The sequence below is a fragment of the Arthrobacter sp. CMU6 genome (assembly GCF_059090205.1).
This window is the reverse complement of sequence record NZ_JBNHFL010000020.1, coordinates 74,062-97,149: the sequence shown is the minus strand read 5'-3', so window position 1 is coordinate 97,149 and position 23,088 is coordinate 74,062. Positions and strand designations below refer to the sequence as shown.

Here is a 23,088-nt window from a genome sequence, read left to right as displayed (position 1 = left end):
GCGCCGGAAATAGCAAGTGTGCTTACTATTTCGGATAATCAGGATTGGTGCCGATCCAGCACTGCTGGTTCTTCATCCTCAAGGAAAGAGAGCAACGATGACCGAGAACGCATACGGCACCGGGGTGCCCGGACCCGGCTTGGGCGCCACCGGCGCGGGCACCACCGACTACAGCGATGGCTACGTGGATAGCACCGGCTACCAGGATGAGGCGTCCTCGAAGAAGGACGTGACGAAGGATGAGGCCGCGAACGTAGCGGGCCAGGCTGCCGGCGCCGCCCAGAACGTCGCAGAGACCGCCAAGACCGAGGCGAAGAGGGTCGCCTACGAGGCGAAGAACAGCGCCCGTGACCTGCTCCACCAGGCGAAGTCGGACCTGGCCAGCCAGGCCGGCACCCAGCAGACCAAGGCCGCCGAAGGCATCCGCACCATCTCCTCGCAGCTGCGCACCATGGCCGACGCTCCGGACCAGCAGGGCGTGGCCTCGGACTTGATCCGGCAGGCCGCCGACCGCTCCGAATCGGTCGCGTCCTGGCTGGACAACCGGGACCCGGGCTCGCTCCTGAACGAGGTCAAGTCCTTCGCCCGCCAGCGCCCCGGCGCCTTCCTGCTCCTCGCGGCAGGCGCAGGCCTGCTCGCCGGACGCCTCGGCCGCAGCCTGCAGGCCGGCGCCCCCGAAACCTCGACGGCGACAGGAACCACTTCACCCCGGCCAGCCCGGCTTTCCGCAACAGACGGCACCATCACAGAAGACGCAGGCGAGCCCTTCTACGACCAGAACAGCCTCCGCGAACCTGCCTTTGGTGAGCCGAGCATCTCGGGCACCGGCCCCGCTTCCACGCAGTCGCTTCCCACCGGTTCGTCAGCAGGAGCACTGCGGAACATTGCTGACCCGTACACCGAGGGTGGGGGTCGTCCCCTGTGAGCAGCCAGATCCCCGATACCCCGCCGACGGCCGCGCACGCCAAGGCCGACACCACCTCCCTCGGTGACCTCCTCGGCGAGGTCACCCGGGACCTGTCCACCCTGATCCGGCAGGAAATCGAACTCGCCAAAGCCGAACTCAAACAGTCCGGCACCCGCGCCGGCAAAGGCGGCGGCATGCTCGCCGGCGCCGGCGTCGCCGGGCACTTCGTGCTCCTGTTCCTCTCCATCGCCCTCTGGTACGCCCTCGGCGAACTCATGGGCCTGGGCTGGTCCGCCGTCGTCGTCGCCGTGATCTGGGGCATCATCGCCGCGGTCCTGGCCAGCGTCGGACGCAAGGAACTCAAAGCCATCAAGGGCATGCCCCAGACGGTCGAAACCGCCAAGGAAATCCCGCCGACCCTCAAACCGAACGGAGACCACTGATGAGTGAGAACCCGGACGCCATCCGCGCCGACATCGAAGCCACCCGCGAACGCCTCGGCACCAACGTCGACGCCGTCGCCGACAAAGTCACCCCGTCCAACATCGTCCACCGCCAAACGGACAAGGCCAAGGACAAGGTCCGCGACGCCGTGTTCGGAGTGAAGGAGAAAGTCATGGGCACCGCAGAGCACGCCACCCACAGCACCACCGGCGGCCTCCACCACGCCGCCCACTCCACCAGCGGCGGGATCCACACCGCCACCGACGCCGCCGGGAACGCCCTCAGCAGCGCCGGTGACGCAATCGCCGACGCACCCCACCAGGTCGCCGCCAAAACCCAGGGCAACCCCCTCGCCGCCGGGCTGATCGCGTTCGGCGCCGGGCTGCTCGTCTCCTCGCTGATCCCGGCCAGCCAGAAGGAACGCGAAGCCGCCGACGCCCTGAAAACCGCCGCCGAACCCATGACCAGCCAGCTCACCGAGGCCGCCAAGGACATGGCCCAGGGCTGGAAGGAACCCGCCCAGGAAGCCATGGAAAACGTCAAAGCCACCGCCACCGACGCCGCCCAGCACGTCAAGGACGAAGGCCAAACCGCCGCCCAGGACGTCAAAGCAACCGCCACGGACGCCAAGGACCACGTCCAAAACACCTAGGGATAAATAGGACGACGGCCGGCCAGCTTGAGTGCGGGCCGGCCGTTCGTTTCGGCTGGGCCCTGCTCTGGCCCGGCCGTGATGTGGGGCGTATTCTGGAGACACGCTTTTTTGGGGTGTGAACCGCAGTGATGGTACGCAAGAGCCTTGTATCGCGATCCCGTTCGACCTTGGCAAGGATGCTCGGGTTCGTCATTTTGAGTTGTGTCTGCGGCGCCTTGGTGGCCGCTTATTTTGTTCCGCAGCTTGCCGCCGCCGGCGCTGCCGTGACCGGTTCGATGAACTTCTACAATGGCCTGCCGTCCGACCTTGCCGTGCGGCCACCGGCGCAAACCACAAGGATCCTGACGTCGGACGGGAAACTGATCGCCTCGTTCTACGAGGAAAACCGGGTACGGGTTCCACTGAAGCAGATGTCGCCGTATATCAAGGACGCCGTGGTGGCGATCGAGGACAGCCGCTTCTATGATCACAGCGGCGTCGACCCCGTGGGCGTCCTCAGGGCGTTGGTGAGTAACGTCGCCGGCGGGGAACGGCAAGGGGCATCCACGCTGACCCAGCAGTACGTCACCAACGTGGCCAATGAAGCAAAAATCACCTCCGGACGCGAGGACGAGGTGGTCCTCAGCGGTGAGAAGACTATCGGCGACAAGGTCCGGGAAATAAAGCTGGCCATCGAGCTGGAGAAGAAATTCACCAAGGACCAGATCCTCGAGGGCTACCTCAACATCGTGTTCTTCAACCGCAGCGCCTACGGCATCGAAGCCGCCGCGCAGCAGTTCTACAGCGTCCCTGCCAGCAAGCTCAGCCTCCCGCAGGCAGCAATGCTGGCGGGGCTCGTCAACAGCCCCAGCCTCTACGACCCCGTGACTAACCCGGAGAACTCGCTCAAGCGACGCAACCTGGTCCTGGATGCCATGCTGGCGCAGGGCAAGATCACAAAAAAGCAGCATGACGCTGCGGCCGCCACCGGCGTGGGCCTGAAACTCCGCAGCTCGAAGCAAGGCTGCGCGGCAGCCGCCATCGCCCCCTATTTCTGCGACTACGTATCCCACCTGATCCTGAACAACCGGGCCTATGGTGCCGACACGGAAGCCCGTGAGCAGAAGCTGTTCCGGGGCGGGCTGACGATCACCACCACGCTGGACAGCCGGCTCCAGGCGGCAGCCCAATCCCAGGTCAACTCCACAGCCGGCGCCAACCCCGGCAAGTGGGGAGCTTCCCTCCTGACCGTCCAGCCGGGCACCGGCAAGATCCTGGCAATGGCCCAGAACACGGTGTTCCTCCCCCAGCCCGGCAGGTTCGACACCCAACTGAACTTCAACGTGGACGCCAAGGACGCCAACGGCAACGACCTCAACGGTGCCGGCGGGTTCCAGCCGGGATCCACCATGAAACCGTTCACGTTCGCCGAGTGGCTCCGCCAGGGACGCAAGATCACCGAAGAGGTGGACGCCACACGGCGGGAATACCCGCTGGGATTCCGCTGGCGGGACTCATGCGCCAAGGTGGTTGGCGCCTACAGCAGCAAGCAGCGCAGGGCCGGCCTCGAAGCTGCCGACGACCTGCAGAACGCGTCAGAGGGCTACTACCGCAGGATGCCCGCAAACTACGGGCTGTACAACTCCATCAACACGGCCACGTTTGCCGAGGTGGCCCAGCTGGACATCTGCGGGATCCAAAAAATGGTTGACACCCTGGGCCTGCACAGCGGCCTGGACGGGTCCGGGATCAACATGCACCAGCTGGGCAACATACTCGGCGGAACCGCCGTGTCCCCGCTCAACCTGGCCACAGCCTTCGCCACCTTCGCCGCCGACGGCCGCTACTGCGCGCCGATCGCCATCCAGCGCGTCACCGATTTCACGGGACGGGCGCTGGCCAGCCAGCGGCCGGCGTGCCGGGCCGCCGTGGAGCCGAAGATTGCCCGCGGCGTCAACTCTGTACTGCAGGACGTGCTCAAGAAGGGTTCGGGCGTCTACATCAGCCCCAAGGTCCAGAGCAAGGTTCCCGTGGCGGCCAAGACCGGCACCAACAACAGCAACGGCGCCACCTGGGTCCTGGGCTACACCAGCGGCCTTACCACCGCTTCCTTCTTCGGGGACGCCCTGAACGGCCAGAAACGGCCAGGCAGGAACATCACCATCAACGGCAAACACTACGACCGGATTGACGGCTACATGATCGCCGGCCCGCAGTGGGCCAGCTACATGCTGAAGGTAGCGAAGATGTATCCGGCCAAACCGTTCCCCAAGCCTCCGGCGTCCATGATCGGCAAAGGGGCAAAGTAGCGCCGCCATGACGGGCCGGAGCTACGGCCGCCAGCTGGCCCCGGTCCTACTCGAAGTGCCCGGTCCTACTCGAAGTGCGTCTCCACCCCTGATCCAGAGAGCCTTCCCACCAGTTCCGCGGCAACGTCGCGCAGTTTTTGGTTCCGGTTGCTCGAGACCTTGGCCAGTATGTCCATGGCTTCCTGCTGGGAGCATTTGTTCTGAGCCATGATCACCCCGCAGGCGATGTCGATCGCAGTCCGGCTCTGCATCGCGGCCTCAAGGTTGTGCGCCCGTGCTTGGGCGGCACCGATCCGGACCGACAGATGAAGCGTGCGGCTGGCCAGGTCGCCAAACTCGACAGCCCTGTCGAAGATCTCAGGCGTGAAAAGGCCGGGCGTGGGGCCGAAAAAGTTCAGGGCCGCACTGGCGCCGTCCCCAATGTCCAACGGAACGCCGAGGGTGCTGTAGACACCGTTCTCGGCCAGCCGCTTCTGGTACTCCGGCCAGCGGTCATCCGTTTGGACATCGTTGAGCAATTCGGGGGCCATGGTGAATAACGCCCGTATGCAAGGCCCGTCGCCCACGCGCTGCTCGATGTGGTCCAGCTCTATGGCGCGCGGGCTGCTGCCAGCAACGGTCGAAGTCTGTCTGTGCCGCTTCAGGGTGATGGCGCATTCAACGGCCGTTTCCGCCAGGCCGCTGAGGGTAGCTGCAGCAAATCCGGCCATGCCCTCGAGGAAACCGTCAACATTGTCGGCCCCGATGAGGATATCCTGCAGCTGAATCAAGGCTGCACCTTCGTTCGCTTCGGTCATTCCACAATGCTAGACGCCAAACGGCCAAAATCTACCCGCGTCCTCAGGCTGCCTGCAGCGGGCGGGCCTACGCCGAAGCCTGCTGCCCGGCCTCTACTTGGACCAGCTGCACCTGCACGCCGGATTCCCTGAACAGTGCCGCCTGGTCCGGATCGGCGCCGGAGTCGGTCACCAGGGTCCACGGCAGGGCGAGCTTCGCCCAGGCGTGGAACGGGCGCTTTCCCAGCTTGCTGGAATGGGCCAGGACGTAGACTGCATCCCCGCGCCGGGCCATGAGTTCCTTCAGCCGGGTCTGCGCATGATCCGCCTCGCAGAGCCCGTCGTCGGCGGTGACGGCGTCGGCGCCGAGGAACACGCGGTCAAAGCTCATGCGCTCCAAGGCCGCCTCGGCAAGGGGACCGACGAACGTCTGGCTCACGCCCCGCAGCCGGCCGCCGAGGCAGTCCACCTGAATCCCCGGCGATTCAGCGAGCTCCTGCAGTGTGTTGATTCCCGGCGTCGTGACGGACAAGTTTTCCCTGCCCCGCAGGGCGTGTGCCAGTGCACCGACGGTGGAGCCGCCGTCGAGCAGGATGTTCTCGCCGTCCTTCACCTCTGCGGCAGCCCAGGCTGCGATGGCGTGCTTCTGTTCGTACGCCTCGCCGGTCCGCTGCCGCAGGGACGGTTCAGGGTGGGCGCCGAGCGCCACGGCCCCGCCGTAGGTCCGCGCCAGCTTCCCCTCCTCATTCAGGTGGGCCAGGTCCCGCCGGATGGTGGAGGCGGTCACCCGGAAATGCCGCGACAGTTCCTCCACAGACGCCAGTCCCGTGGTGACGGCAAGGTGGTAGATCTCTTCGCGCCTGGCTCTGGCGGTGGTCATCTGTGGCTCTCCTTTGCTGTCACCATCGTAGGGGTCCGGCGGCCGCGCACCTCACAGCGAGGCGCCGCCGCAGATCACGTAGTTCTGGCCCGTGATGGACTTTCCGTGCGGCCCAAGCAGGAAACCGGCGAGCGCCGCAACGTCCTCGGGATCCACGAGCTGGCCGAGCGCAGGCAGCTTCGGCGGCGTGCCCGCCCGCCCGGGGTCCGCCAGCATGGGCGTGTCCGTGGGTCCGGGCGACAACACGTTCACCGTGATTCCCCGCGGGGCAAGCTCCTGGGCCCACGTCCTGCCCATGCCCATCAGCGCCGCCTTCGTGGCCGCGTACTGGCTCTTGCCGGCCGCGCCCGTGGACGTCCGGCTGCCAATCAGCAACACCCGGCCGCCGTTGGGCATCCGCGGCACCACCTCGTTGGCCAGCGCGCTGGCGGCACCCACGTGTACGGCAAACATGCCGGCGAGCGCGTCCGGGTCCAGCTCGCCCAGACGCGCGGTGCGCTGGTATCCGGCGGCGTGCACCAGCGCGTCAGCCGGGTCAATCCCCGCCGCAGTGTCCGCCAGCGACGCCGCGTCGGACAGGTCCGCGTGCAGCCAGCGGAACCCTGGCCCGAGCGAGGTCTCGCTGCGGCTCAGCCCGGTGACGGCCCAGCCGTCGGCCAGCAGCCGTGCGGCGATCGCCTTGCCGATGCCGGAGCTGCAGCCCGTGACAATCGCGTGGCGGGTGCCGGTCACTGCTCGTCGCCACCCGGCGTAGCACTGCCCTCGTAGGCCCACTCCGGGTCCACGCGGACGTACTTGATGGCCTGCCGGAAGTAGGTGTACGCGATGTTCAGTGCACCGTCCGGGCCCTGGTGGATGGACGGGTAGGAGTACTCCCTGTTCAGGCCATCGCGGGAGTTGTTGGAAAGGCAGTAGCCGTCCCCGACGTCGAGGTTCCGCCGGATGGGCCACGTGCGGCCCGAATCCTCCGAGATGGCCAGCGTCATGGGTGAGCGCGGCGTCCCCCAGAAGGCGCGCCGCCCGCCGTCGTCCGTTCCGCCGCCGGCGGCCGGATCGGGTTCGGTGAGCTGGCCCTGCTCGGCGGCCAGGCCGTCGTCGTCAATTTCGTCGTAGAGCGAGAGGCGGCGCTCGGTGTTCTCCCCCGCGCGGCTGTGGTTGTAGACCAGCGCCAGCCGGCCGTCGGTGAGCGCCGTGAACTGGATGGAGGAGTTGTTGTTGGGCAACTCCGTGGGGACCGGCTCGCTCCAGGTGGTGCCGTCGTCTGTGGAGCGGGATTCGTAGATCGAGTCGGCCCAGCGGCTGCGGAACAGTGCCAGCAGTGAGCCGTCGGCCACGGGCTGGATGTTCATGTGGACGCAGCCCAGGCTCCCCGGCAGGATGTGCTCGCTCCAGGTGGCCCCGCCGTCGTCGGAGATCATCACGGCACTGTCGTCGCTGTTGCCCACCCACTTCTCCCCCGGCGTGGTGATGCAGCGGAAGATCGGGATGATCAGGCGGCCGGACGGCAGCAGCACCGGCAGCTGCCGGACAAAGACGCCGCCCGTTTCGTTGGCCGGGAACAACGTTTCAACCGGTCCCCAGGTGCGGCCGCTGTCCGTGGAAGTACGACGGCGGACCTCGGCGGTGTCCTGGTTGCCCGCCTTCTGCGCGGTGTACAGCAGCCACAGCTGGCTGTCCTCTCCGGCACTGCCGGTAGCCGTGAACAGGATCGGGTTCTGCTCCGACCGGGTGGAGTCGTCCGTGAGCTGCTGCGCCGGGGACCATTGGCTGCTGCCCGGCTCCAGGGCGGAGAACCAGATGGAGATGTCCGGCACGCCTTCCTGGGTGCCGCCGAACCATACGCAGCCGAGGCGGCCGTCGGGCAGGGTCAGGAGGTTGGCGGCGTGGCTCTGCACGGTGGGCGCCGGCAGGTAGGCGAAGTCTGCGCCGTCCGCGCGCTTCACTGCGCCGTCGGGGGTGATGGTGCTGTAGCCGGCGTTGGTTGTCTGCATGCCTCAGCCCTCCGACTTGGCGGCGGCCAGATGCGCCTTGGCGGCCAGCTCGAGGTGGGTCAGGTCCGAGGCGACGGTGGTGAACGTGTAGCCCTGGCGCAGCCGCTGGGCGGCGATCTCCCCGGCGGCGGTGTGGATGCCGGCGGCAATCCCTGCCGAGGCGGCCGCCTCGGCGATGGTTTCCAGCGCCGCGTTGAACTCGGCCTCGACGGCGGGGTCCCCGGGGAAGGCGCCGCCCACCGCGATGGCCAGATCCGAGGGGCCCACGTAGATGCCGTCCAGGCCGGGCGTCGCGCAGATCTCCTTCACGTTGGCCAGGCCCTCGGGCGTCTCGATCATGGCGAAGACCAGGGTGGCGGCGTTGGCTTCGGCGGGCACCGGGCCGATCCGCAGGGCCGAGCGCATGGGTCCGTAGGACCGCCCGCCCAGCGGCGGGTACTTCGCGGCGGCGACTGCTGCCGCGGCGTCCGCGGCGGTGTTGACGAGGGGGACGATCACGCCGACGGCGCCGGCGTCGAGGGCCTTGCCGATCGCGGTGAAGTCGTTGGCCTCCACCCGCACCATGCCGGCGGCGGTGTGCCCGGCGTCGATGGCCATCAGGCCGTTCAGCACGCCGGAGTAGCCGAGCAGCCCGTGCTGCGCGTCCAGGGCCACGTAGTCGTAGCCGAGCCGGCTGATGCGTTCGGTGGCCACGGGTGCGTCCAGCACCGCCCAGTAGCCGACGGCCTGCTCACGGGCGCGGACCTTGCGGGCGAATTCGGTAGCGAGTTCAGATGTCATGTGGTGTCTTCTGCCTTCAGTTCGGGAGTCAGCGGGTAATCAGCGGTTGTAGGCCGGCATGGGCCCGCGGAGCCCGGAGCCGACGGCGTCGCAAGCGGCGCTGACGTCCTCGGGCAGCGGTCCCTGGGCCACGGCGGCGATGTTGGAGCGCAGCTGCTCCACCTTGGAACCGCCCAGGAGCATCGAGCCGACGCCGGGCCGGTAGGCGAGCCAGCGCAGGGACAGCTCCGCGAGGGTGATGCCTGCCGCGTCGGCGATGCCGGCCAGGGCGTTGACGGCGTCGAACAGCTGCTTGTCCCAGTAGCGCTGGGTGTACATGGCGGCCAGCTTGGAATCACCGAAGCGGCCCTCCGAGGGCTTGGCCTCGAAGCTGTGCCTGCCGGTGAGCAGGCCGCCGCCGAGCGGGTTGTAGACCATGGTGTGAAGGTTGTGCGTGGCGGCGAACTCGAGGTATTCCTCCTCCACCCGCCGGGCCACCAGGTTGTAGAGCTGCTGCGCCACCACGGGGGCGGGCGCACCCACCTCGCGGGCAACGTGGATCACGTCGGCGATCTGCCACGCTGCGAAGTTGGAGACGCCCAGCGCCCCGATCTTACCTTCGGCGGCCAGCTCGGCCACGGTGCGCAGGGTGTCCTGCAGCGGTGTGGCACGGTCCGGCTGGTGCAGGTAGAACAGGTCGATGCTGTCCACGCCGAGCCGACGCAGGCTGCCCTCGACGCTGTTGCGCAGCCCTTGCGGGGACAGCGGGGAGTGCTGGCCGTGGTCTGCGTGCGGCATGCCGGCCTTGGAGGCGAGGACGACCTCGTCGCGGCGCCCCTTGAGGAGACGGGCGAGCATCTCCTCTGTCACACCGCCCACGTAGGCGTTGGCGGTGTCGATGGTGGTGATGCCGGCGTCAAGCGCCTCTTCCACCATGCGTCCGGCGGTGGCCTCATCGGCGGTGTCGCCGAACGTCATGGTGCCCAGCACCAGCCGCGAGATGGGAAGCTTCAGTCCTTCCACCGGGGTTCCTTCTGGCTGCTTGCTCATGCGTTGATTCTCCGTGGGTTGCGTTCTCGGTCGGGTTCAGAAAGTCGGGCGTTCGGGGCTTCGGGCGGCCGGTTTAGGCGCCTTTCAGTGCCAGCGGGCGGACGACGTGGCGGGGTTTGAGGCCGCGCATGGTGGACGGGTCCAGGGCGGCCCGGCGGAGCTTGCGGGTGTAGTCCTCCTTCGGCGCGGTCAGCACGGATGCAGTGCTGCCGGACTCCACCAGCTTGCCGCGCTGCATGACCATGACGCTATCGCTGATCTCCTGCACCACGCCAAGGTTGTGCGAGATGAAGACGTACGTGATGCCGGTTTCGTCCTGGATGGACTTCAGCAGCCGCAGCACCTGGGCCTGAACGGACACGTCCAGCGCGCTCGTGGCTTCGTCGCAGACCAGCAGTTCCGGCTTGGAGGCGAGCGCCCGGGCAATGCCGATGCGCTGCCGCTGGCCGCCGGAGAACTCGGCGGGATGGCGGTCCAGGGACTTGGCCGGCAGACCCACCTGGTCGATCAGCTTCGCGGCTTCCTTGTGCCGCTCGGCCTTGGACCGGACGCCCTGCAGCTTCAGTGGTTCAGCCACGATCTCCTGCGCGGTGAGGTGCGGGTCCAGGGAGCCGTACGGATCCTGGAAGACCATCTGGAACTTGGAACGGAGCGGCCGCAGCTTGGCTTCGCTGAGTGCGGCCAGGTCCGTGCCGTCCAGTTCGATCCGGCCGCTGGCCGGCGTCACCAGCCGCATCAGTGCCTTGGCGATCGTGGACTTTCCGCAGCCGGATTCACCGACGACGGCGATGGTCTTGCCTTTCTCTACGGAGAAGGAGACGTCATCCACGGCGCGGAACGTTCCGCCCGGCACGTGGTAGTCCACCACGAGGTTCTCGACGGAGAGGAACGGCTTAGTCATGGCTGGCTCCGGTGTTGGTCAGGGCGGCGGCTGCCGCTGCGTCGGACTGCGTGGTGCCGGCGGGAGTTTCGTCCCAAGGGCCCAGGACCGGCACGGCGGCCAGCAGGTTGCGGGTGTACTCGGTGGCCGGGCGCTCCACGACCTGCTGGACGTCGCCGGACTCCACGAAGGAGCCGTCCTTCATCACGTGGATGCGGTCCGAGATCAGCCGGGCCACGCCGAGGTCGTGCGTGATCATCAGGATGCCGATGCCGCGCTGTTCCTGCAGCTCCAGCAGGAGATCCAGGATGCCGGCCTGCACGGTGACGTCCAGAGCCGAGGTAGGCTCGTCGGCCACCAGGAGCTGCGGTTCACTGGCCAGGGCGATCGCGATCAGCACGCGCTGGAGCATGCCGCCGGAGAGCTGGTGCGGGTACTTCTTCAACTGCACCTCGGGGGTGGGAATGTGCACCTGTTCCAGCAGCCGGATGGCGCGGGCGCGGACGGCGCCCTTGTCCTTGGAGGCGGCGCCGGCGATGCGGATGGCTTCGGAGAGCTGGCTGCCGATGGAGTGCACGGGACTCAGCGCGGTCATCGGGTCCTGCGGGATAAGCGCGACGGTGCGGCCGCGGACCTTGTTGATGGCCTTCGGTACGGCCACCACGTCCACGCCGTCGATGAGCACGGTGCCGGAAAGCACCGCCAGATCGTCCGGCAGCAGGCGGAGGACGCCCATCGCCGTCGTCGATTTGCCCGACCCGGACTCGCCGATGATGGTGACCGTCTCACCGCGGTGGATGCTGAAGTTCACCGAATCCACGGCCCGGATGATGCCGGCGTCGGTGATCAGCTCCACCTGGAAGTCGCGGACCTCGAGCAGGGCAGGCTCGGTGTGGCCGGTGGAGGCGGGTTGTGCGTTCATGTCAGGCACCCTTCTTCTTGCGGCGGGGGCGGTCACGGAGGCCGTCGCCCAGCAGGTTCACGCCCACCACCATCAGCACGATCACCAGGCCGGGCAGGGTGACCATCCACCAGGAGGTGGTGATGTAGTCCTGGCCGTCGGAGATGATGCGTCCCCAGGTGGCGAACGGACGCTGGGGGCCGGCCCCCAGGAAGCTGAGGGCGCTCTCAAGCAGGACGGCCTGCGCCAGGAGCAGCAGCACCACGAGGGTTGCCTGCTTGATGACGTTCGGGATGATGTGCTGGATGAGGATCTGGACGCGGTGCAGGCCCAGGATGCGCGCCGCGGATACGTACGGCTTTTCGCGTTCCACGAGCACCATGGACCTGGTCAGCCTGGCCACTTCCGGCCATTGGGCAATGGCGATGACAAACGTGATCACCGGGATGGACGGGCCGAAGAGCGCCACCACCAGGAGCAGCATCATGAGCAGCGGCAGGGACATCTGGGCTTCGAGGAGGCGGGAGACCACCGTGTCCACCCAGCCGCCGAAATAGCCGGCGGCGGCGCCGAGGATGATGCCGATGGCCCCGGAGACCACCACGGCCAGGATGCCGATGGTGAGGGAGACCTGGCCGCCGTGCAGGATGCGGGAGAGCAGGTCGCGGCCCAGCTGGTCTGTGCCGAACAGGTGGCCGTCCACCAGCGGGGCGAGCCGGCGGGCGGAGAGGTCCTGGTGGTTGGCGTCCGGCAGCGGAAGCACCTGGGCCAGCAGGATGGGGATGATGACGAGCAGCGTGCAGACGGCGCCGATGCGGAGCTTCCACTTGGCGGCGTTGCGTCGGCGGGTGGCCCCCGCCTTCGCCACGAGTTCCTTGGTGACGGCGCTCGGGGACGGAATGCGCGTGGCTCCGGCGGGCTGGCCGGACGGGACTCCTGGTTCGTTTCCTGCCGAAGGAGTCGCGGTGTCACTGAGGCTCATGCTGCTGCCGCCTTTCCAAGACGAACGCGGGGATCAAGAAGCGGGTAGGCGAGGTCGATGACGAGCTGGACGGCTACGGCCAGCAGGGACGTCAGCAGGACGGTCGCCTGGATGAGGGGATAGTCGCGGGTCTCGAGTGCCCGGACAATGAGGGAACCTACGCCGGGCCAGGCGAACACGACTTCCACCACCACCACGCCGTTGAGCATGGCGGCAAAGCGGGTGCCGAGGGCGGTGAAGACCGGAATGGCGGAGTTGCCCATGGCATAGCGCCAGGTCAGCGCCGAGCTGCCCACTCCCCTGGACCGCGCCACGGTCAGGTAGGGGGCCGCGAAGTTGGCGGTCATCTCACGCCGCACCATCCGTGAGATCAGCGCGATCTGCAGGATGGCGATGGTGACGGTGGGAAGGACCAGTCCGCCCCAGGTGGCGAAGCCCGAGGCCGGGAACAGCGGGATCAGGACGGCGAACCCGGTCAGGAGCATGATGCCGGTCCAGAAGTCCGGCATGGACTGCCCGGCGATAGTGAGGACGTTGACGCCCAGTTCCCGGTTGGTGTCAGGGCGGCGGGCCATCCACACCCCCAGGGGGATGGCGATCACGGCGGTGAGGAGGATGGCCGCGGTGGCGAGGGTGAGCGTGTACGGCATCCGCTCGGCCACCACCTGCATGGCCGGCGCCTGGAACGAGTAGGACGTGCCGAGGTTTCCGGTGAATAGCTGCTGCAGGAAGATCCAGTACTGCTCCAGCACGGGACGGTCCAGGCCGAACTGTTCACGGACCTTGGCCAGCTGCTCGGTGGTGGCCAGCGGGCCGGCGTAGGACACGGCCGGATCACCGGGAGCGAGGCGGATCAGGATGAAGACCGTGGAGACCGTCAGGAACACGGTCAGCAGGCCCTGGCCCAGTCGCTTGAGGATGTAGTTGGTCATGACTCAGGCCTCCAGCCGGACGTCAACAAGGGGGTAGGAGTTGGTGGGCGCCAGGGCCAGTCCTGCCACGCGCTTCTGGTGGGCAAGCACCGACTTGGGAACGAATGCCCAGGCGCACGGCCAGGTATCCCAGATGGCCTTCTGCGCGGTGGCGAGCAGCTGCTCCCGGCGTACCGGATCCACCTCGGAGGACGCGGCCTGGATCTTTTCCTGCACATCAGGGACTACGTAGCCCTGGTAGGTGTCGCGGGTTTTTTCCTTCTCTGCGGTTCCGGCGTACATGCCCTGCATCATGGTGATGGCCAGGCCGGTGGGGCTGCTGAAGCCGTTGCCCAGCAGGTCCCAGTCGCCCTGCTTGCCCTGGCGCCAGGCCAGGATGTTGCCGCCGGGCTCGAACTGCTGCAGCTGGGTCTTCACGCCAATGTTGCCGAACATCTCCACCAGCGCCTCCATCACGGAGGTGTCGGAGGCAAACTCGCCGGTTTCCCAGATGATCTTCAGGTTGAGGTCCGTGACGCCGAGGCTCTTCAGCGTGGCCTTGGCCTTCTCCGGGTCGTAGGTGTAGTTGCCGGTCTTGGCGAAGCCGGTGAGGCTGGACGGGACCACGCCTTCGGCTTCGCTGACCGAGTCGACCAGGACGTCCTTGACCAGCGCCTCGCCGTCGACCGCCCAGCTGAGCGCCTGTCGGACGCGGACGTCGGACAGCGGATGACTGGCCGGCTTGCGGAAGTTGTAGAAAATCTGGTTCAGCCGGAGGCTGGACGCCTCGGCCAGGACGACGCCGGGAAGTCCGGCCAGCTGCTCGCGGGAGTCAGGCGTGATGGAGTCAATGACGTCCACCTCGCCGCTGCGCAGCGCGATGACGCGGCTGGATTCCTCCGGCAGGAACCGGACCTCGACGTTGTCCACCTTGGGGGCGGGACCCCAGTAGTTCTCGTTGCGCCTGAGGCTGTAGGTGCCGGCGCCGCGGTTGAACTTGGATACCACGTAAGGGCCGGTGCCCACGCCTTCCTGCAGCTCCTCGGGCTTGTTCTTGGCTGCCGGGCTGATAAGGATCATGCTCATCAGGGAATCGAGGATGGGGATGGGGTTCTTGGACTCCATCCGGAACGTCCTGTCATCCACCGGGACCACGGTGGGGAATTCCGGGAAGAACCCGGCGACGAAGGAGCCCTGCACCTGCTGGTACATCTTCAGCGCCGTGGCGATGTCCTCGATGGCCACCGGGGTGCCGTCCGAATAGCGGACGCCTTCACGCAGGCGCGCCGTCCACACGGTGGGCGAGGTCATCTCAAAGCGGTCCGCCAGGACCAGGATCGGCTTGGTTTCGGGGCCGATGGCGGTCAGTCCCTGCCGCACGGCGCGCTGAACGGTGACGGCGGCGTCGAACTGGTTGAGCTTGTTGTCGAGGCTGACGAGGGACCTGTTGAGGGCCAGCGTCAGGGTGCTGGGTCCCGGCAGGCCCGTGGGGCCGGCACACCCGGCCATGGAGCCTGTGCCCAGGAGAAATCCGGCGGTTGCGCCAAACTGCAGGAGGCGGCGCCGTGAGATCTCACTTCCTTGAGGAAGAACGGTCATCGTTGACCTCTCGGTTGAATGGGACGGCTGGCGGCCGGATGGCCTGCGCCGTGTTACATGCATCACTCTGCCACTCATGCGCGAAATGCGCAATATCCCTAGCGCGATTCGCGCAGGCATGCCATCATGGTGCTACCGATCCATAGAAGAAGGGAGGACGACGTGACTGCAGTCCTTATCCAGGCAGATGACTTTTCCGGCGCAGCAGAAGTGGGGCAATGCTTTGCAGCCCAAGGGCTGGACACCCGGATCCTCCTGTCCGCGCCAAGGGCAGGCAGGACTGCCGAAGGCGCCGCCACAAGCACAGAAGCCGTCGGCCGTCCCGACGTTGTGGTTGTCGACACCCACTCACGCGCCCTGGCCCCGGAGTCCGCCGCCGCGGCGGCGGCAGACGTCTTCGGCAGCACTGAGGCAGACGGCGCACGCGTCCTGCTCAAGAAAATCGACTCCCTGTGGCGCGGCAATGTTGGCCCGGAGATCGCGGCACTTTCGGCCCTGGGCAACCACGTTGTCCTGGCCGGCGCGCTCCCCCAGCTGAACCGGACAGTCGTTGGCGGCCGGCCCTTTGCCGACGGCGTCCGGCTGGACCGCACCGAACTGTGGCGGGCCGAGGCAGCCGAACCGCCCGCGGAGATCGCGCAGCTGCTGGGCCCCGGCGCCTCGGTGAGGCTTGTGGACCTGCCCGCAGTACGGTCGGGCGGCCTCGTAGCCGTTCTTGGCGAGGCACTCTCTGGAACATCTCCCGCCACCGTGATTGTCGACGGCGAGACTCCGGCCGACCTGGAGGCCGTCGCCGCCGCGCTGCTCGACCTGGACTTCAGAGCCCGCGGACGGCGCATCGTGCTGGCCGGAACCGGCGGAATGGCCTTGCTGCTGGCGGCGAAACTGGGCACCAGCTCTGCGCGGAATGCGCAACAGCAGGTGTCACACGGCCCGACGACGGCGGGGACTCACCGGACGGTGCTGGCCGCCGTTGGCTCCGCCTCGGCGAAAGCGGCAGCGCAGCTGCGGAATCTGGAGGCCGGCGGCTTCACCGCCCTTCGGATCGCTCCCAACGAACTGCAGCGTCCCGAGGGCTTCCGCCCGAGGCTTGCGGAAGCCCGGCAGCTCCTGGCGGCCGGGCCGGCAGCCCTGACTGTCACCGCCGACGTCGTCAATCCGCACGAGTCCGGCAGGATCGTGCGGAACCTGGCGCGGCTGGCCGCCGGCGCGGCAACGGGTCCCGGGGCCGCCGCGGACCTCATCCTCACTGGCGGCGAAACGGCCCGCGAGGTACTGGACGCCCTCGGCATCCGCTCGCTAACCCCGCTCGCGTCCGTACAGCACGGCGCCGTGGTCAACCTTTCCGACGACGGGCGGCTGGTGGGCACCAAGCCCGGCAGCTTCGGCGACAATGACGCCCTCGTCCAGCTCTACTCCTCCATCAAAGACCTCCGGTCTTCCACCAGCGCATCCCACCCCTCCCTCAAACCTGGAGCTCCAATGACATCAGCAGTGAACGCAACCGAACAGGACACCCGGCCCTTCATCGCCGTAACCATGGGCGACGGCGCGGGCGTTGGCCCCGAGGTGACCGTGGGCGCCCTTCTCGACGAGAACGCCTACCGCGACTGCCGCCCCGTGGTCATCGGCGACGTCCACCGGCTGAAGCTGGGCGCCAAAGCACTGGGCGTGCAAGCCAACATCGTCGAAGTGGCGACGGTGGGTGAGGCGGTCTTCGAGGCCGGCCGGATCAACGTGATCGATCCCAAGCTGCTGCCTGCCGACCTGCCCTGGGGCCAGGAGTCCGCCGAGGCCGGCAACGCCGCCTACCACTACATCCGGATCGCCTGCGAGCTCGGCATGAAGGGCGACGTCCAGGGCATCTGCACGGCGCCGCTGAACAAGGCCGCACTGCACAAGGCCGGGCACATCTACCCGGGCCACACCGAACTGCTGGCGCATTTCATGGGCGTCGAGGAAGTGTCCATGATGCTGTCCACGCCCAAGGTCAAGGTCATCCACGTCACCACGCACATCGGCCTGATCGACGCCATCAACAGGATCGAGCCCGGCCTGGTGGAGCGGACCGTGCGCCGCGGCTACGAAGCCATGCAGCGCGCCGGCATCGCCAACCCCAAAATCGGAGTGTGCGCCATCAACCCGCACGCCGGCGAAAACGGCCTGTTCGGGTACGGCGAGGAGGCCGAGAAGATCACCCCGGCCATCGAGAAGCTCCAGGCCGACGGCGTCGACGCCCGCGGCCCGCTCCCGGCGGACACGGCGTTCTTCCTGGCCGGCCGCGGCGACTACGACCTCATCGTGGCGATGTACCACGACCAAGGCCACGGACCGATCAAGGTCCTCGGCATCGAAGCCGGCGTCAACATCACCGTGGGCCTGCCCGTCATCCGCACGTCCGTGGACCACGGCACCGCCTTCGATATCGCAGGCAAGGGCATCGTGGACGTTCGCAGCATGATCGAGGCACTGCGCCAGGCGGCCGAGATGTCGCCCAGCCGAGCGGCAGCCTGAGCGGCCGCGGCGGCCCGGACTGCCGCGGCAGCCAGGCAGCCTGAGCGGCCGCGGCAGCTGAGGCAACCGGTCAGGAAATCTGCAGGCCGCCGTTGATGTCGTACGTCGCGGCGGTGATGTAGCCGGCGTCCTCCCCCATCAGGAACACCATGAGGGCGGCGATGTCGCGGACCGTGCCCACCCTGCCCACAAGGATGTCCTGGGCCATGTCCGCCTTGCGTTCGTCGGTCAGGGTACCGCCCATGATGTCCGTGTCCACGGGGCCGGGGGCGATGCAGTTGACGGTGATGTTGTGCTTGCCCATCTCGCGCGCGAGCGCCCGGGTGAAGCCGATGATGGCTGCCTTCGAGGCGCTATATGCCACCTTGGAGTAGGTGCCGCCGCCGCGCTGGGCGGAGATGGAGGAAACGCTGACCACCCGGCCGAGCCTGCGCTCGATCATGCCGCGGAGCACGCGCTGGGTGACCAGGAACGTGCCGGTCATGTTGATCCGGAACACCCGCTCCCAGGCTTCGAGGGTCTCGTCCATGAATTCAGTGGGCGAGCTGATCCCGGCGAGGTTCGCCAGTGCCACGATGGGCGGCATGTTGGCCTCCACCTCGTCGATGGCGGCGTTCACCGTGGCCTGATCGGAGACATCGGCTCCCACCCCCCTGGCCAGGACGCCGTATACGGAGGAGATGTCCTCCGCAGCGCGCCGGGCTGCGTCGCCGTCGATATCCAGGATGGCCACGGACCAGCCCTCGCTGGCGAGCATTTCCGCCGTTGCCCGGCCAATGCCCCGTGCGGAAGCGGCCCCGGTCAGCACCGCGGTGCGTTCGGCCGGGAACGTGTCGTGGTGCGTCATATCTGTGATCCCCTCTAGCGCTTAATGTCGTCTAGTACTTGGTATCGAACTCGTCAGCGGCAACGGCTTCTTCACCGACGGCCGCAGGGGTGCCCGGCTTCACATGGCCTTCCGGACGCTTGCGGGCGTACAGGTAGGTGGCAACCGCCGTGATGCCGAGGCAGACGGCCAGGAACACGAGGCCTGAGCGGTTGTCGCCCGTGGCGTCATTGAACAGGCCCACCGCATACGGCGCCACGAAGCCGCCCAGATTACCGAGCGAGTTCACCATGGCGAGGCCGGCGGCTGCCGCGGCTCCCACCAGCGCGGTGGACGGCATGGCCAGGAAGGGGGCGATGGCCGAGTAGATGCCCATGGCCGCGAGGGTCAGGGCCATCATGGCCAGGATGGCGTTGACCTGCACCAGGTATCCGGCGGCCAGCAAGCCGACGGCCGCCATCACCATGCTGATGCTGGCGTGCAGGACGCGGTTACCGGTGCGATCGGACCGCTTGCCCCAGAAGTACACGAAGACCGCTGCGATCGAGTACGGGATGGCCACGATAAAGCCCACCTCGGTGGTGCTGAACTTGCCGAGGGCCGCGACGATGGTGGGCATCCACAGGCCCAGGCCGTAGATGCCGCAGACCAGTCCGAAGTACAGGGCTGAGTAGGCGATGGTGCGGGGGTCCTTGAGCCCGGCCAGGAAGTGGTGCGGCTGGCCCTTTTGCTTGTGGGCCAGTTCCTCGTCCATGGTCCGTGTCAGCCATTCCCGCTCGTCATCTGCCAGCCAGTGCGCGTGGCTGGGACGGTCCGTCATGAGGATCGGGGTGAGCAGGCCGAGGAGGATGGCCGGAATACCTTCGATGATGTACAGCCACTGCCAGCCGTGCAGACCCATGATGCCGTCCATCTGCAGCAGCAGGCCGGAAACCGGGGCACCCAGTGCATTGGAGATCGGCTGGGCCAGAATGAAGATGCCCAGGACGGTGACCCGCTGGCGGGCTGGGAACCACAGCGTCAGGAAGAAGAGGATGGCCGGGAAGAAGCCTGCCTCCGCCGCACCCAGAAGGAAGCGGATGATGTAGAAGGTCACCTCGCCGTTCACCAGGGCCATCGCCGTGGCGAAGATGCCCCACGAGATCAGGATGCGGGCAATCCACTTCCTGGCACCGAACTTGTACATGCCGCCGTTGCTGGGAATTTCCAGCAGAGCGTAGCCCAGGAAGAAGATGCCTGCGCCGAGGCCATACGCCGAAGCGCTGAGGCCGATGTCCTCGCTCATGGTCAGCTTGGCGAAGCCAACGTTATTGCGGTCCAGGTACGCCACGAAGTAGAGCAGCACAATGAGCGGCATGAGGCGGCCGCGCACTTTTTTCAGGGTACGGTGGCCCAGTTCGTCCAGATGGTCAGCCGGGTTTATAGCGCTCATGTTGCACCTCGCAAGGAGAGACGGGTCCGCCCGGGTTCCGCGACGGAACAATTAAGGTTTACCACTCCGTCCACGGATAGTCATTATGCTTACTAAATTCTTGAGCAGGGGTGCGCGCTCTAGTTCCTGCTGTTCAGCCATTCCAGGAGCCGGTCCAGCGGCCACGTGGTGATGATCCGCTCGGCCGGGACACCGTTGCGTTCGGCCCGCTCGGCGCCGTACTGCAGGAAATCGAGCTGGCCCGGGGCGTGGGCGTCGCTGTCGATGCTGAACAGGCAGCCGGCCTCGAGTGCCAGCTGCATCAGGTTGTCCGGCGGGTCCTGCCGTTCGGGCCGTGAGTTGATTTCGACGGCGACACCGGCTTCCGCGCACGCCGCAAAGACCCGCTCGGCATCGAATTCGGACTCGGGACGGGTCCCGCGGGACCCCTGCAGGAGGCGGCCGGTGCAGTGGCCCAGGACATTGGTGTGGGGATCGCGGATGCCGCCGAGCATCCGCTCCGTCATGGCGCGCCGGTCCGAGCGGAGTTTGGAGTGCACGCTGGCCACCACCACATCCAGCCGGTCCAGCATCTCCGGCGTCTGGTCCAGCTCGCCGTTTTCCAGGATGTCCACCTCGATGCCGGACAGCAACCGGAAGCCGCCGTCGGCTTCGCTGTTCAGCCCGGCCACCACGTCCAGCTGCTCGCTGAGCCGCTCGGCGGTCAGCCCGTTGGCGATCTTGAGGTTTGGCGAGTGGTCCGTCAGGGCGAGGTATTCCCGGCCCAGGTGCCGGGCGGCGTCGGCCATCAGCTCCGGAGGGGAACCGCCGTCGGACCAGTCACTGTGGCTGTGCAGGTCGCCGCGGAGCAGCGGGCGCAGCCCGTCTCCCCCCGCGGCGAGCGGCTTGGCGCCGCCCTCCCGCAGCTTCTCAAGATAGTCGGGCACCCCGCCGTCCACAGCCTGCCGAATGACGGTGAAGGTGGTGTCACCGATCCCCTTCGTCCGCTTGAGCCTGCCGTCGCGGGCGCGCTCCGCCACCTCGTCCGGCGCCAGTCCGCTGATGACCCCGGCCGCCTTCCGGAACGCCTGGACCTTGAAGGTCGGCGCGGCGGAGCGCTCCAGCCAGAAGGCAATCTCGTTGAGGGCGTCAGCGGCGTCCATGCCGTACTAGTCCTGGTGGAGCTGGATGAAGTTGCCGCAGCCGTCGTCGAAGACTGCGGAGATTCCGGACGGGTCCTCGGCGGGTTCGCCCCGGAACTGGACGCCGGCGGCGGCCAGGCGCTCGTACTCGGCCCTGACGTCCGGGGAGCCGAAGACGATGGCGGGGATCCCGGCGTCGTACAGTCCCTTGCTGTACGCGGAGGCGATGGGGTTGTCGCTGGGCTCCAGCAGCAGTCCCACGGTGCTATCAGCTCCCGGGTCCTTGACGATGAAGAGATTGTGCTCGGGCATGGCCATGAGCGTGTCGAAGCCGAGGGTCTCCGTGTAGAAGGAGTGCGCCGCGGCAGGGTCCTGAACGTGGATGCTGCACATTTTGAGTCGCATGGCGCCTACGCTACGCCGCACGCCCGCCGCTGCAAACCGCCCGTCCGCCCATTGAGCAGGCCCGCCCCTTTACAGGTCCGTCCACAGACCGGGGAGGTACCCATTGACCGGGGCTTCGGCAGGGGCTGCAATTTAAGTGCGGCCCGGATTGCCGGGCAGCGCCCGTCCTTGGGAGGTGCAGTGGTGCCCGCAGTTTCCGATGCCGCCCCCTTGGGGCTGCTGCAACTGGTCCTCTGGAGCGCAGTGCTGGCGGCCGCAGTCGCCTGCACGGTTTTCACCGTGCGCCATCACTTAAAGACGTCCGACGGCGACAGTTCTGACCTGCTGTTCTGGGACCTTTTCGCCGGCTCGGTGGTGGTTGCCCCGGCCCTGCTCATCCCCGCGGTTTCCTCGCCGCCGGCTGGCCTGGCCCTGGCCGCCGTAGCAGGGGTCAGCGGCATTGCCGCGTACCGCAGCAGCCCCACGGTGCTGTCCTGGTACGAGACCCGGCGGCGCCGGCGGGTGGACGGCCCGCTGTGCCGTGCGGCCGCCGTCGTGCATGAAGAGATCGTGGGACGCTGGGCGCGCTACGAACTCGACCCCGCACTGGCCATCAGCTACCCGGACCTCGCGGACGTCCGGCGTCCGGAAACCGCTGATTTTGTGAAGGCGCTGCGGGAGGCCGAGACGCTAAGAACCGCTTGGGACCCCCAGTATCCGCATGCCGTGGACCGCCTCGGCCTGGCGCTGGACCGCGCGGAAGTTGCTGCGGGCGTGCCGGCGAGCCTGCGTCCGGCAGGGTTGTCCTCCCCAGTGGCCGGGCGGCCGCCAGCGGGACAAAACACCTGATCAGACGCCTTCACGACCGCGGAAGCGGCCGTAGGATGGGGCCATGTCAACGTACGCAGTCTCGCGCAGCACGGTCATTCCCGCCCCCGCCAAGGACGTGTTTCCGCTGGTCAACAGCTTCCGCGAGTGGCCCAAGTGGTCCCCATGGGAGAGCGTGGACCCGGACATGAAGCGGACCTACTCCGGCGCGGAATCCGGTGTCGGTGCCAAGTATGCCTGGAGCGGGAACCGCAAGGCAGGTGCCGGCAACATGGAGATCGTGGAGTCCCAGGAACCTGATGTCATTCGGATCCGGCTTGAGTTCACCAAGCCGTTCCCGGCAGTGAACCCCACCACCTTCACCTTCGTCCCGGAGGGCGGCGGCACGCGCGTCACGTGGACCATGGCCGGCGAGCACAAAGGCATCGGCAAGGTCTTTGCGCTGTTCATGAACATGGACAAGATGGTGGGCGGTGACTTCGAGAAGGGCCTGGCAGCGCTGGCTTCCGTCATCGGGAGCAGGCCGGCCTAGTCCCGCTTCTTCAGCAACGTATGATTGCTGCCCTTGTTCTGCGGACCGTTTTCCGGAAAGGTAGTAAGCACCCTTAGCAGTTCCGGAAATCGTAAAGGAGAACGCCATGCAGATCGACAAGTCACAGATCCTCGAACTACTCAGGTCCAAAGGCGACAACGACAAGGCCGCGCAGGCCGAAGCGGAACTGCCGGACCAGGTCGACACGGACCAGCACGCCGGGCTGCTCTCCCAGTTCGGTATCAACCCCGCAGAACTGTTGGGCAAGCTTCCCGGCGGACTCGGGGACAAGCTCGGCGGCCTCGGCCTGTAGCCAAACGGCTTCTTTGCCTGGCCAGGCCTGATCCGAGCCGCAGACACGGAAGACGGGTCCCCCTTAGGGGCCCGTCTTCTCTGCGTCTGTGCTGCCTAGCCAGGTAACCCGTCCG

23 protein-coding genes are annotated in these 23,088 nt (G+C 67.3%); 8 read left to right on the top strand and 15 right to left on the bottom strand.

Annotated features, from left to right (window positions below; genetic code table 11):
• Nucleotides 1-97: 97 nt before the first annotated feature.
• The 4 genes from AC5RWD_RS15180 (at nucleotide 98) to AC5RWD_RS15165 (ending at nucleotide 4,294) form a co-directional block, all read left to right on the top strand.
• Entirely contained in the window at nucleotides 98-925 is an 828-nt protein-coding gene (locus tag AC5RWD_RS15180; RefSeq protein WP_494020796.1) for a hypothetical protein, read from the top strand.
• Nucleotides 922-1,350, top strand: a complete 429-nt coding sequence (locus AC5RWD_RS15175; protein ID WP_494020005.1) for a phage holin family protein — start codon at nucleotides 922-924, stop codon at nucleotides 1,348-1,350. Before AC5RWD_RS15180 ends, AC5RWD_RS15175 begins: the two co-directional genes overlap by 4 nt.
• Complete coding sequence (locus AC5RWD_RS15170) at nucleotides 1,350-2,003, top strand: DUF3618 domain-containing protein (protein ID WP_494020795.1); 654 nt, start codon at nucleotides 1,350-1,352, stop codon at nucleotides 2,001-2,003. The genes AC5RWD_RS15175 and AC5RWD_RS15170 overlap by 1 nt, the downstream gene beginning before the upstream one ends.
• Nucleotides 2,004-2,134: 131 nt before the next feature.
• A complete protein-coding gene (locus AC5RWD_RS15165) occupies nucleotides 2,135-4,294 on the top strand; it encodes a transglycosylase domain-containing protein (protein ID WP_494020794.1) in 2,160 nt (719 codons plus the stop codon).
• A 65-nt stretch (nucleotides 4,295-4,359) separates the two neighbouring features.
• Here AC5RWD_RS15165 and AC5RWD_RS15160 read toward each other — a convergent pair whose 3' ends face one another.
• From AC5RWD_RS15160 to AC5RWD_RS15110, 11 genes are all read right to left on the bottom strand, one after another.
• Nucleotides 4,360-5,091 carry a GAF and ANTAR domain-containing protein gene (locus AC5RWD_RS15160; RefSeq protein WP_494020793.1) on the bottom strand — a complete coding sequence of 244 codons (732 nt, stop codon included), beginning with the start codon at nucleotides 5,089-5,091 and terminating at the stop codon, nucleotides 4,360-4,362.
• A 67-nt stretch (nucleotides 5,092-5,158) separates the two neighbouring features.
• On the bottom strand, nucleotides 5,159-5,950 hold the full coding sequence (locus AC5RWD_RS15155; RefSeq protein WP_494020792.1) for a DeoR/GlpR family DNA-binding transcription regulator: 792 nt from the start codon (nucleotides 5,948-5,950) through the stop codon (nucleotides 5,159-5,161).
• Between the two features lie 51 nt (nucleotides 5,951-6,001).
• Nucleotides 6,002-6,682, bottom strand: a complete 681-nt coding sequence (locus AC5RWD_RS15150) for an SDR family NAD(P)-dependent oxidoreductase (RefSeq protein ID WP_494020791.1) — start codon at nucleotides 6,680-6,682, stop codon at nucleotides 6,002-6,004.
• Complete coding sequence (locus tag AC5RWD_RS15145) at nucleotides 6,679-7,941, bottom strand: sialidase family protein (protein WP_494020790.1); 1,263 nt, start codon at nucleotides 7,939-7,941, stop codon at nucleotides 6,679-6,681. Before AC5RWD_RS15145 ends, AC5RWD_RS15150 begins: the two co-directional genes overlap by 4 nt.
• A 3-nt stretch (nucleotides 7,942-7,944) precedes the next feature.
• The gene (locus tag AC5RWD_RS15140; RefSeq protein WP_494020789.1) at nucleotides 7,945-8,721 is read right to left on the bottom strand and encodes an HpcH/HpaI aldolase family protein; all 777 of its coding nucleotides are present in this window, start codon (nucleotides 8,719-8,721) and stop codon (nucleotides 7,945-7,947) included.
• Between the two features lie 39 nt (nucleotides 8,722-8,760).
• Nucleotides 8,761-9,750: an aldo/keto reductase gene (locus tag AC5RWD_RS15135; protein ID WP_494020788.1), complete on the bottom strand. Its 990-nt coding sequence runs from the start codon at nucleotides 9,748-9,750 to the stop codon at nucleotides 8,761-8,763.
• A 73-nt stretch (nucleotides 9,751-9,823) separates the two neighbouring features.
• Nucleotides 9,824-10,651, bottom strand: a complete 828-nt coding sequence (locus AC5RWD_RS15130; protein ID WP_494020787.1) for an ATP-binding cassette domain-containing protein — start codon at nucleotides 10,649-10,651, stop codon at nucleotides 9,824-9,826.
• Nucleotides 10,644-11,552, bottom strand: a complete 909-nt coding sequence (locus AC5RWD_RS15125) for an ABC transporter ATP-binding protein (protein ID WP_494020786.1) — start codon at nucleotides 11,550-11,552, stop codon at nucleotides 10,644-10,646. The genes AC5RWD_RS15130 and AC5RWD_RS15125 overlap by 8 nt, the downstream gene beginning before the upstream one ends.
• Before the next feature lies 1 nt (nucleotide 11,553).
• Complete coding sequence (locus AC5RWD_RS15120) at nucleotides 11,554-12,513, bottom strand: ABC transporter permease (RefSeq protein ID WP_494020785.1); 960 nt, start codon at nucleotides 12,511-12,513, stop codon at nucleotides 11,554-11,556.
• Nucleotides 12,510-13,445, bottom strand: coding sequence for an ABC transporter permease (locus AC5RWD_RS15115; protein WP_494020784.1), 936 nt, complete (start codon nucleotides 13,443-13,445; stop codon nucleotides 12,510-12,512). Before AC5RWD_RS15115 ends, AC5RWD_RS15120 begins: the two co-directional genes overlap by 4 nt.
• A gap of 3 nt (nucleotides 13,446-13,448) precedes the next feature.
• Nucleotides 13,449-15,023 (bottom strand): ABC transporter substrate-binding protein, encoded by a 1,575-nt coding sequence (locus tag AC5RWD_RS15110; RefSeq protein WP_494020783.1) that lies wholly within the window; start codon nucleotides 15,021-15,023, stop codon nucleotides 13,449-13,451.
• Nucleotides 15,024-15,185: 162 nt separating this feature from the next.
• On the opposite strand from AC5RWD_RS15110, the gene pdxA reads away from it, so the two are divergent.
• A complete protein-coding gene (gene pdxA, locus AC5RWD_RS15105) occupies nucleotides 15,186-17,537 on the top strand; it encodes a 4-hydroxythreonine-4-phosphate dehydrogenase PdxA (RefSeq protein WP_494020782.1) in 2,352 nt (783 codons plus the stop codon).
• A gap of 70 nt (nucleotides 17,538-17,607) precedes the next feature.
• On the opposite strand, the gene AC5RWD_RS15100 is transcribed toward pdxA, so the two are convergent.
• From AC5RWD_RS15100 to AC5RWD_RS15085, 4 genes are all read right to left on the bottom strand, one after another.
• Nucleotides 17,608-18,384, bottom strand: coding sequence for an SDR family NAD(P)-dependent oxidoreductase (locus tag AC5RWD_RS15100; RefSeq protein WP_494020781.1), 777 nt, complete (start codon nucleotides 18,382-18,384; stop codon nucleotides 17,608-17,610).
• Nucleotides 18,385-18,415: 31 nt separating this feature from the next.
• Nucleotides 18,416-19,795 (bottom strand): MFS transporter, encoded by a 1,380-nt coding sequence (locus tag AC5RWD_RS15095; protein WP_494020780.1) that lies wholly within the window; start codon nucleotides 19,793-19,795, stop codon nucleotides 18,416-18,418.
• Between the two features lie 119 nt (nucleotides 19,796-19,914).
• Nucleotides 19,915-20,937, bottom strand: a complete 1,023-nt coding sequence (locus AC5RWD_RS15090; protein ID WP_494020779.1) for a PHP domain-containing protein — start codon at nucleotides 20,935-20,937, stop codon at nucleotides 19,915-19,917.
• A gap of 6 nt (nucleotides 20,938-20,943) precedes the next feature.
• Nucleotides 20,944-21,321: a VOC family protein gene (locus tag AC5RWD_RS15085; protein WP_494020778.1), complete on the bottom strand. Its 378-nt coding sequence runs from the start codon at nucleotides 21,319-21,321 to the stop codon at nucleotides 20,944-20,946.
• Between the two features lie 183 nt (nucleotides 21,322-21,504).
• Here AC5RWD_RS15085 and AC5RWD_RS15080 point away from each other — a divergent pair, with 183 nt between their 5' ends.
• The 3 genes from AC5RWD_RS15080 to AC5RWD_RS15070 all read left to right on the top strand — a co-directional run bounded on the left by AC5RWD_RS15080 (nucleotide 21,505) and on the right by AC5RWD_RS15070 (nucleotide 22,973).
• The gene (locus tag AC5RWD_RS15080; protein WP_494020777.1) at nucleotides 21,505-22,149 is read left to right on the top strand and encodes a hypothetical protein; all 645 of its coding nucleotides are present in this window, start codon (nucleotides 21,505-21,507) and stop codon (nucleotides 22,147-22,149) included.
• Between the two features lie 43 nt (nucleotides 22,150-22,192).
• A complete protein-coding gene (locus AC5RWD_RS15075; RefSeq protein WP_494020776.1) occupies nucleotides 22,193-22,660 on the top strand; it encodes an SRPBCC family protein in 468 nt (155 codons plus the stop codon).
• 106 nt (nucleotides 22,661-22,766) lie between these two features.
• Entirely contained in the window at nucleotides 22,767-22,973 is a 207-nt protein-coding gene (locus AC5RWD_RS15070) for a hypothetical protein (protein WP_306920188.1), read from the top strand.
• Nucleotides 22,974-23,088 lie beyond the last annotated feature (115 nt).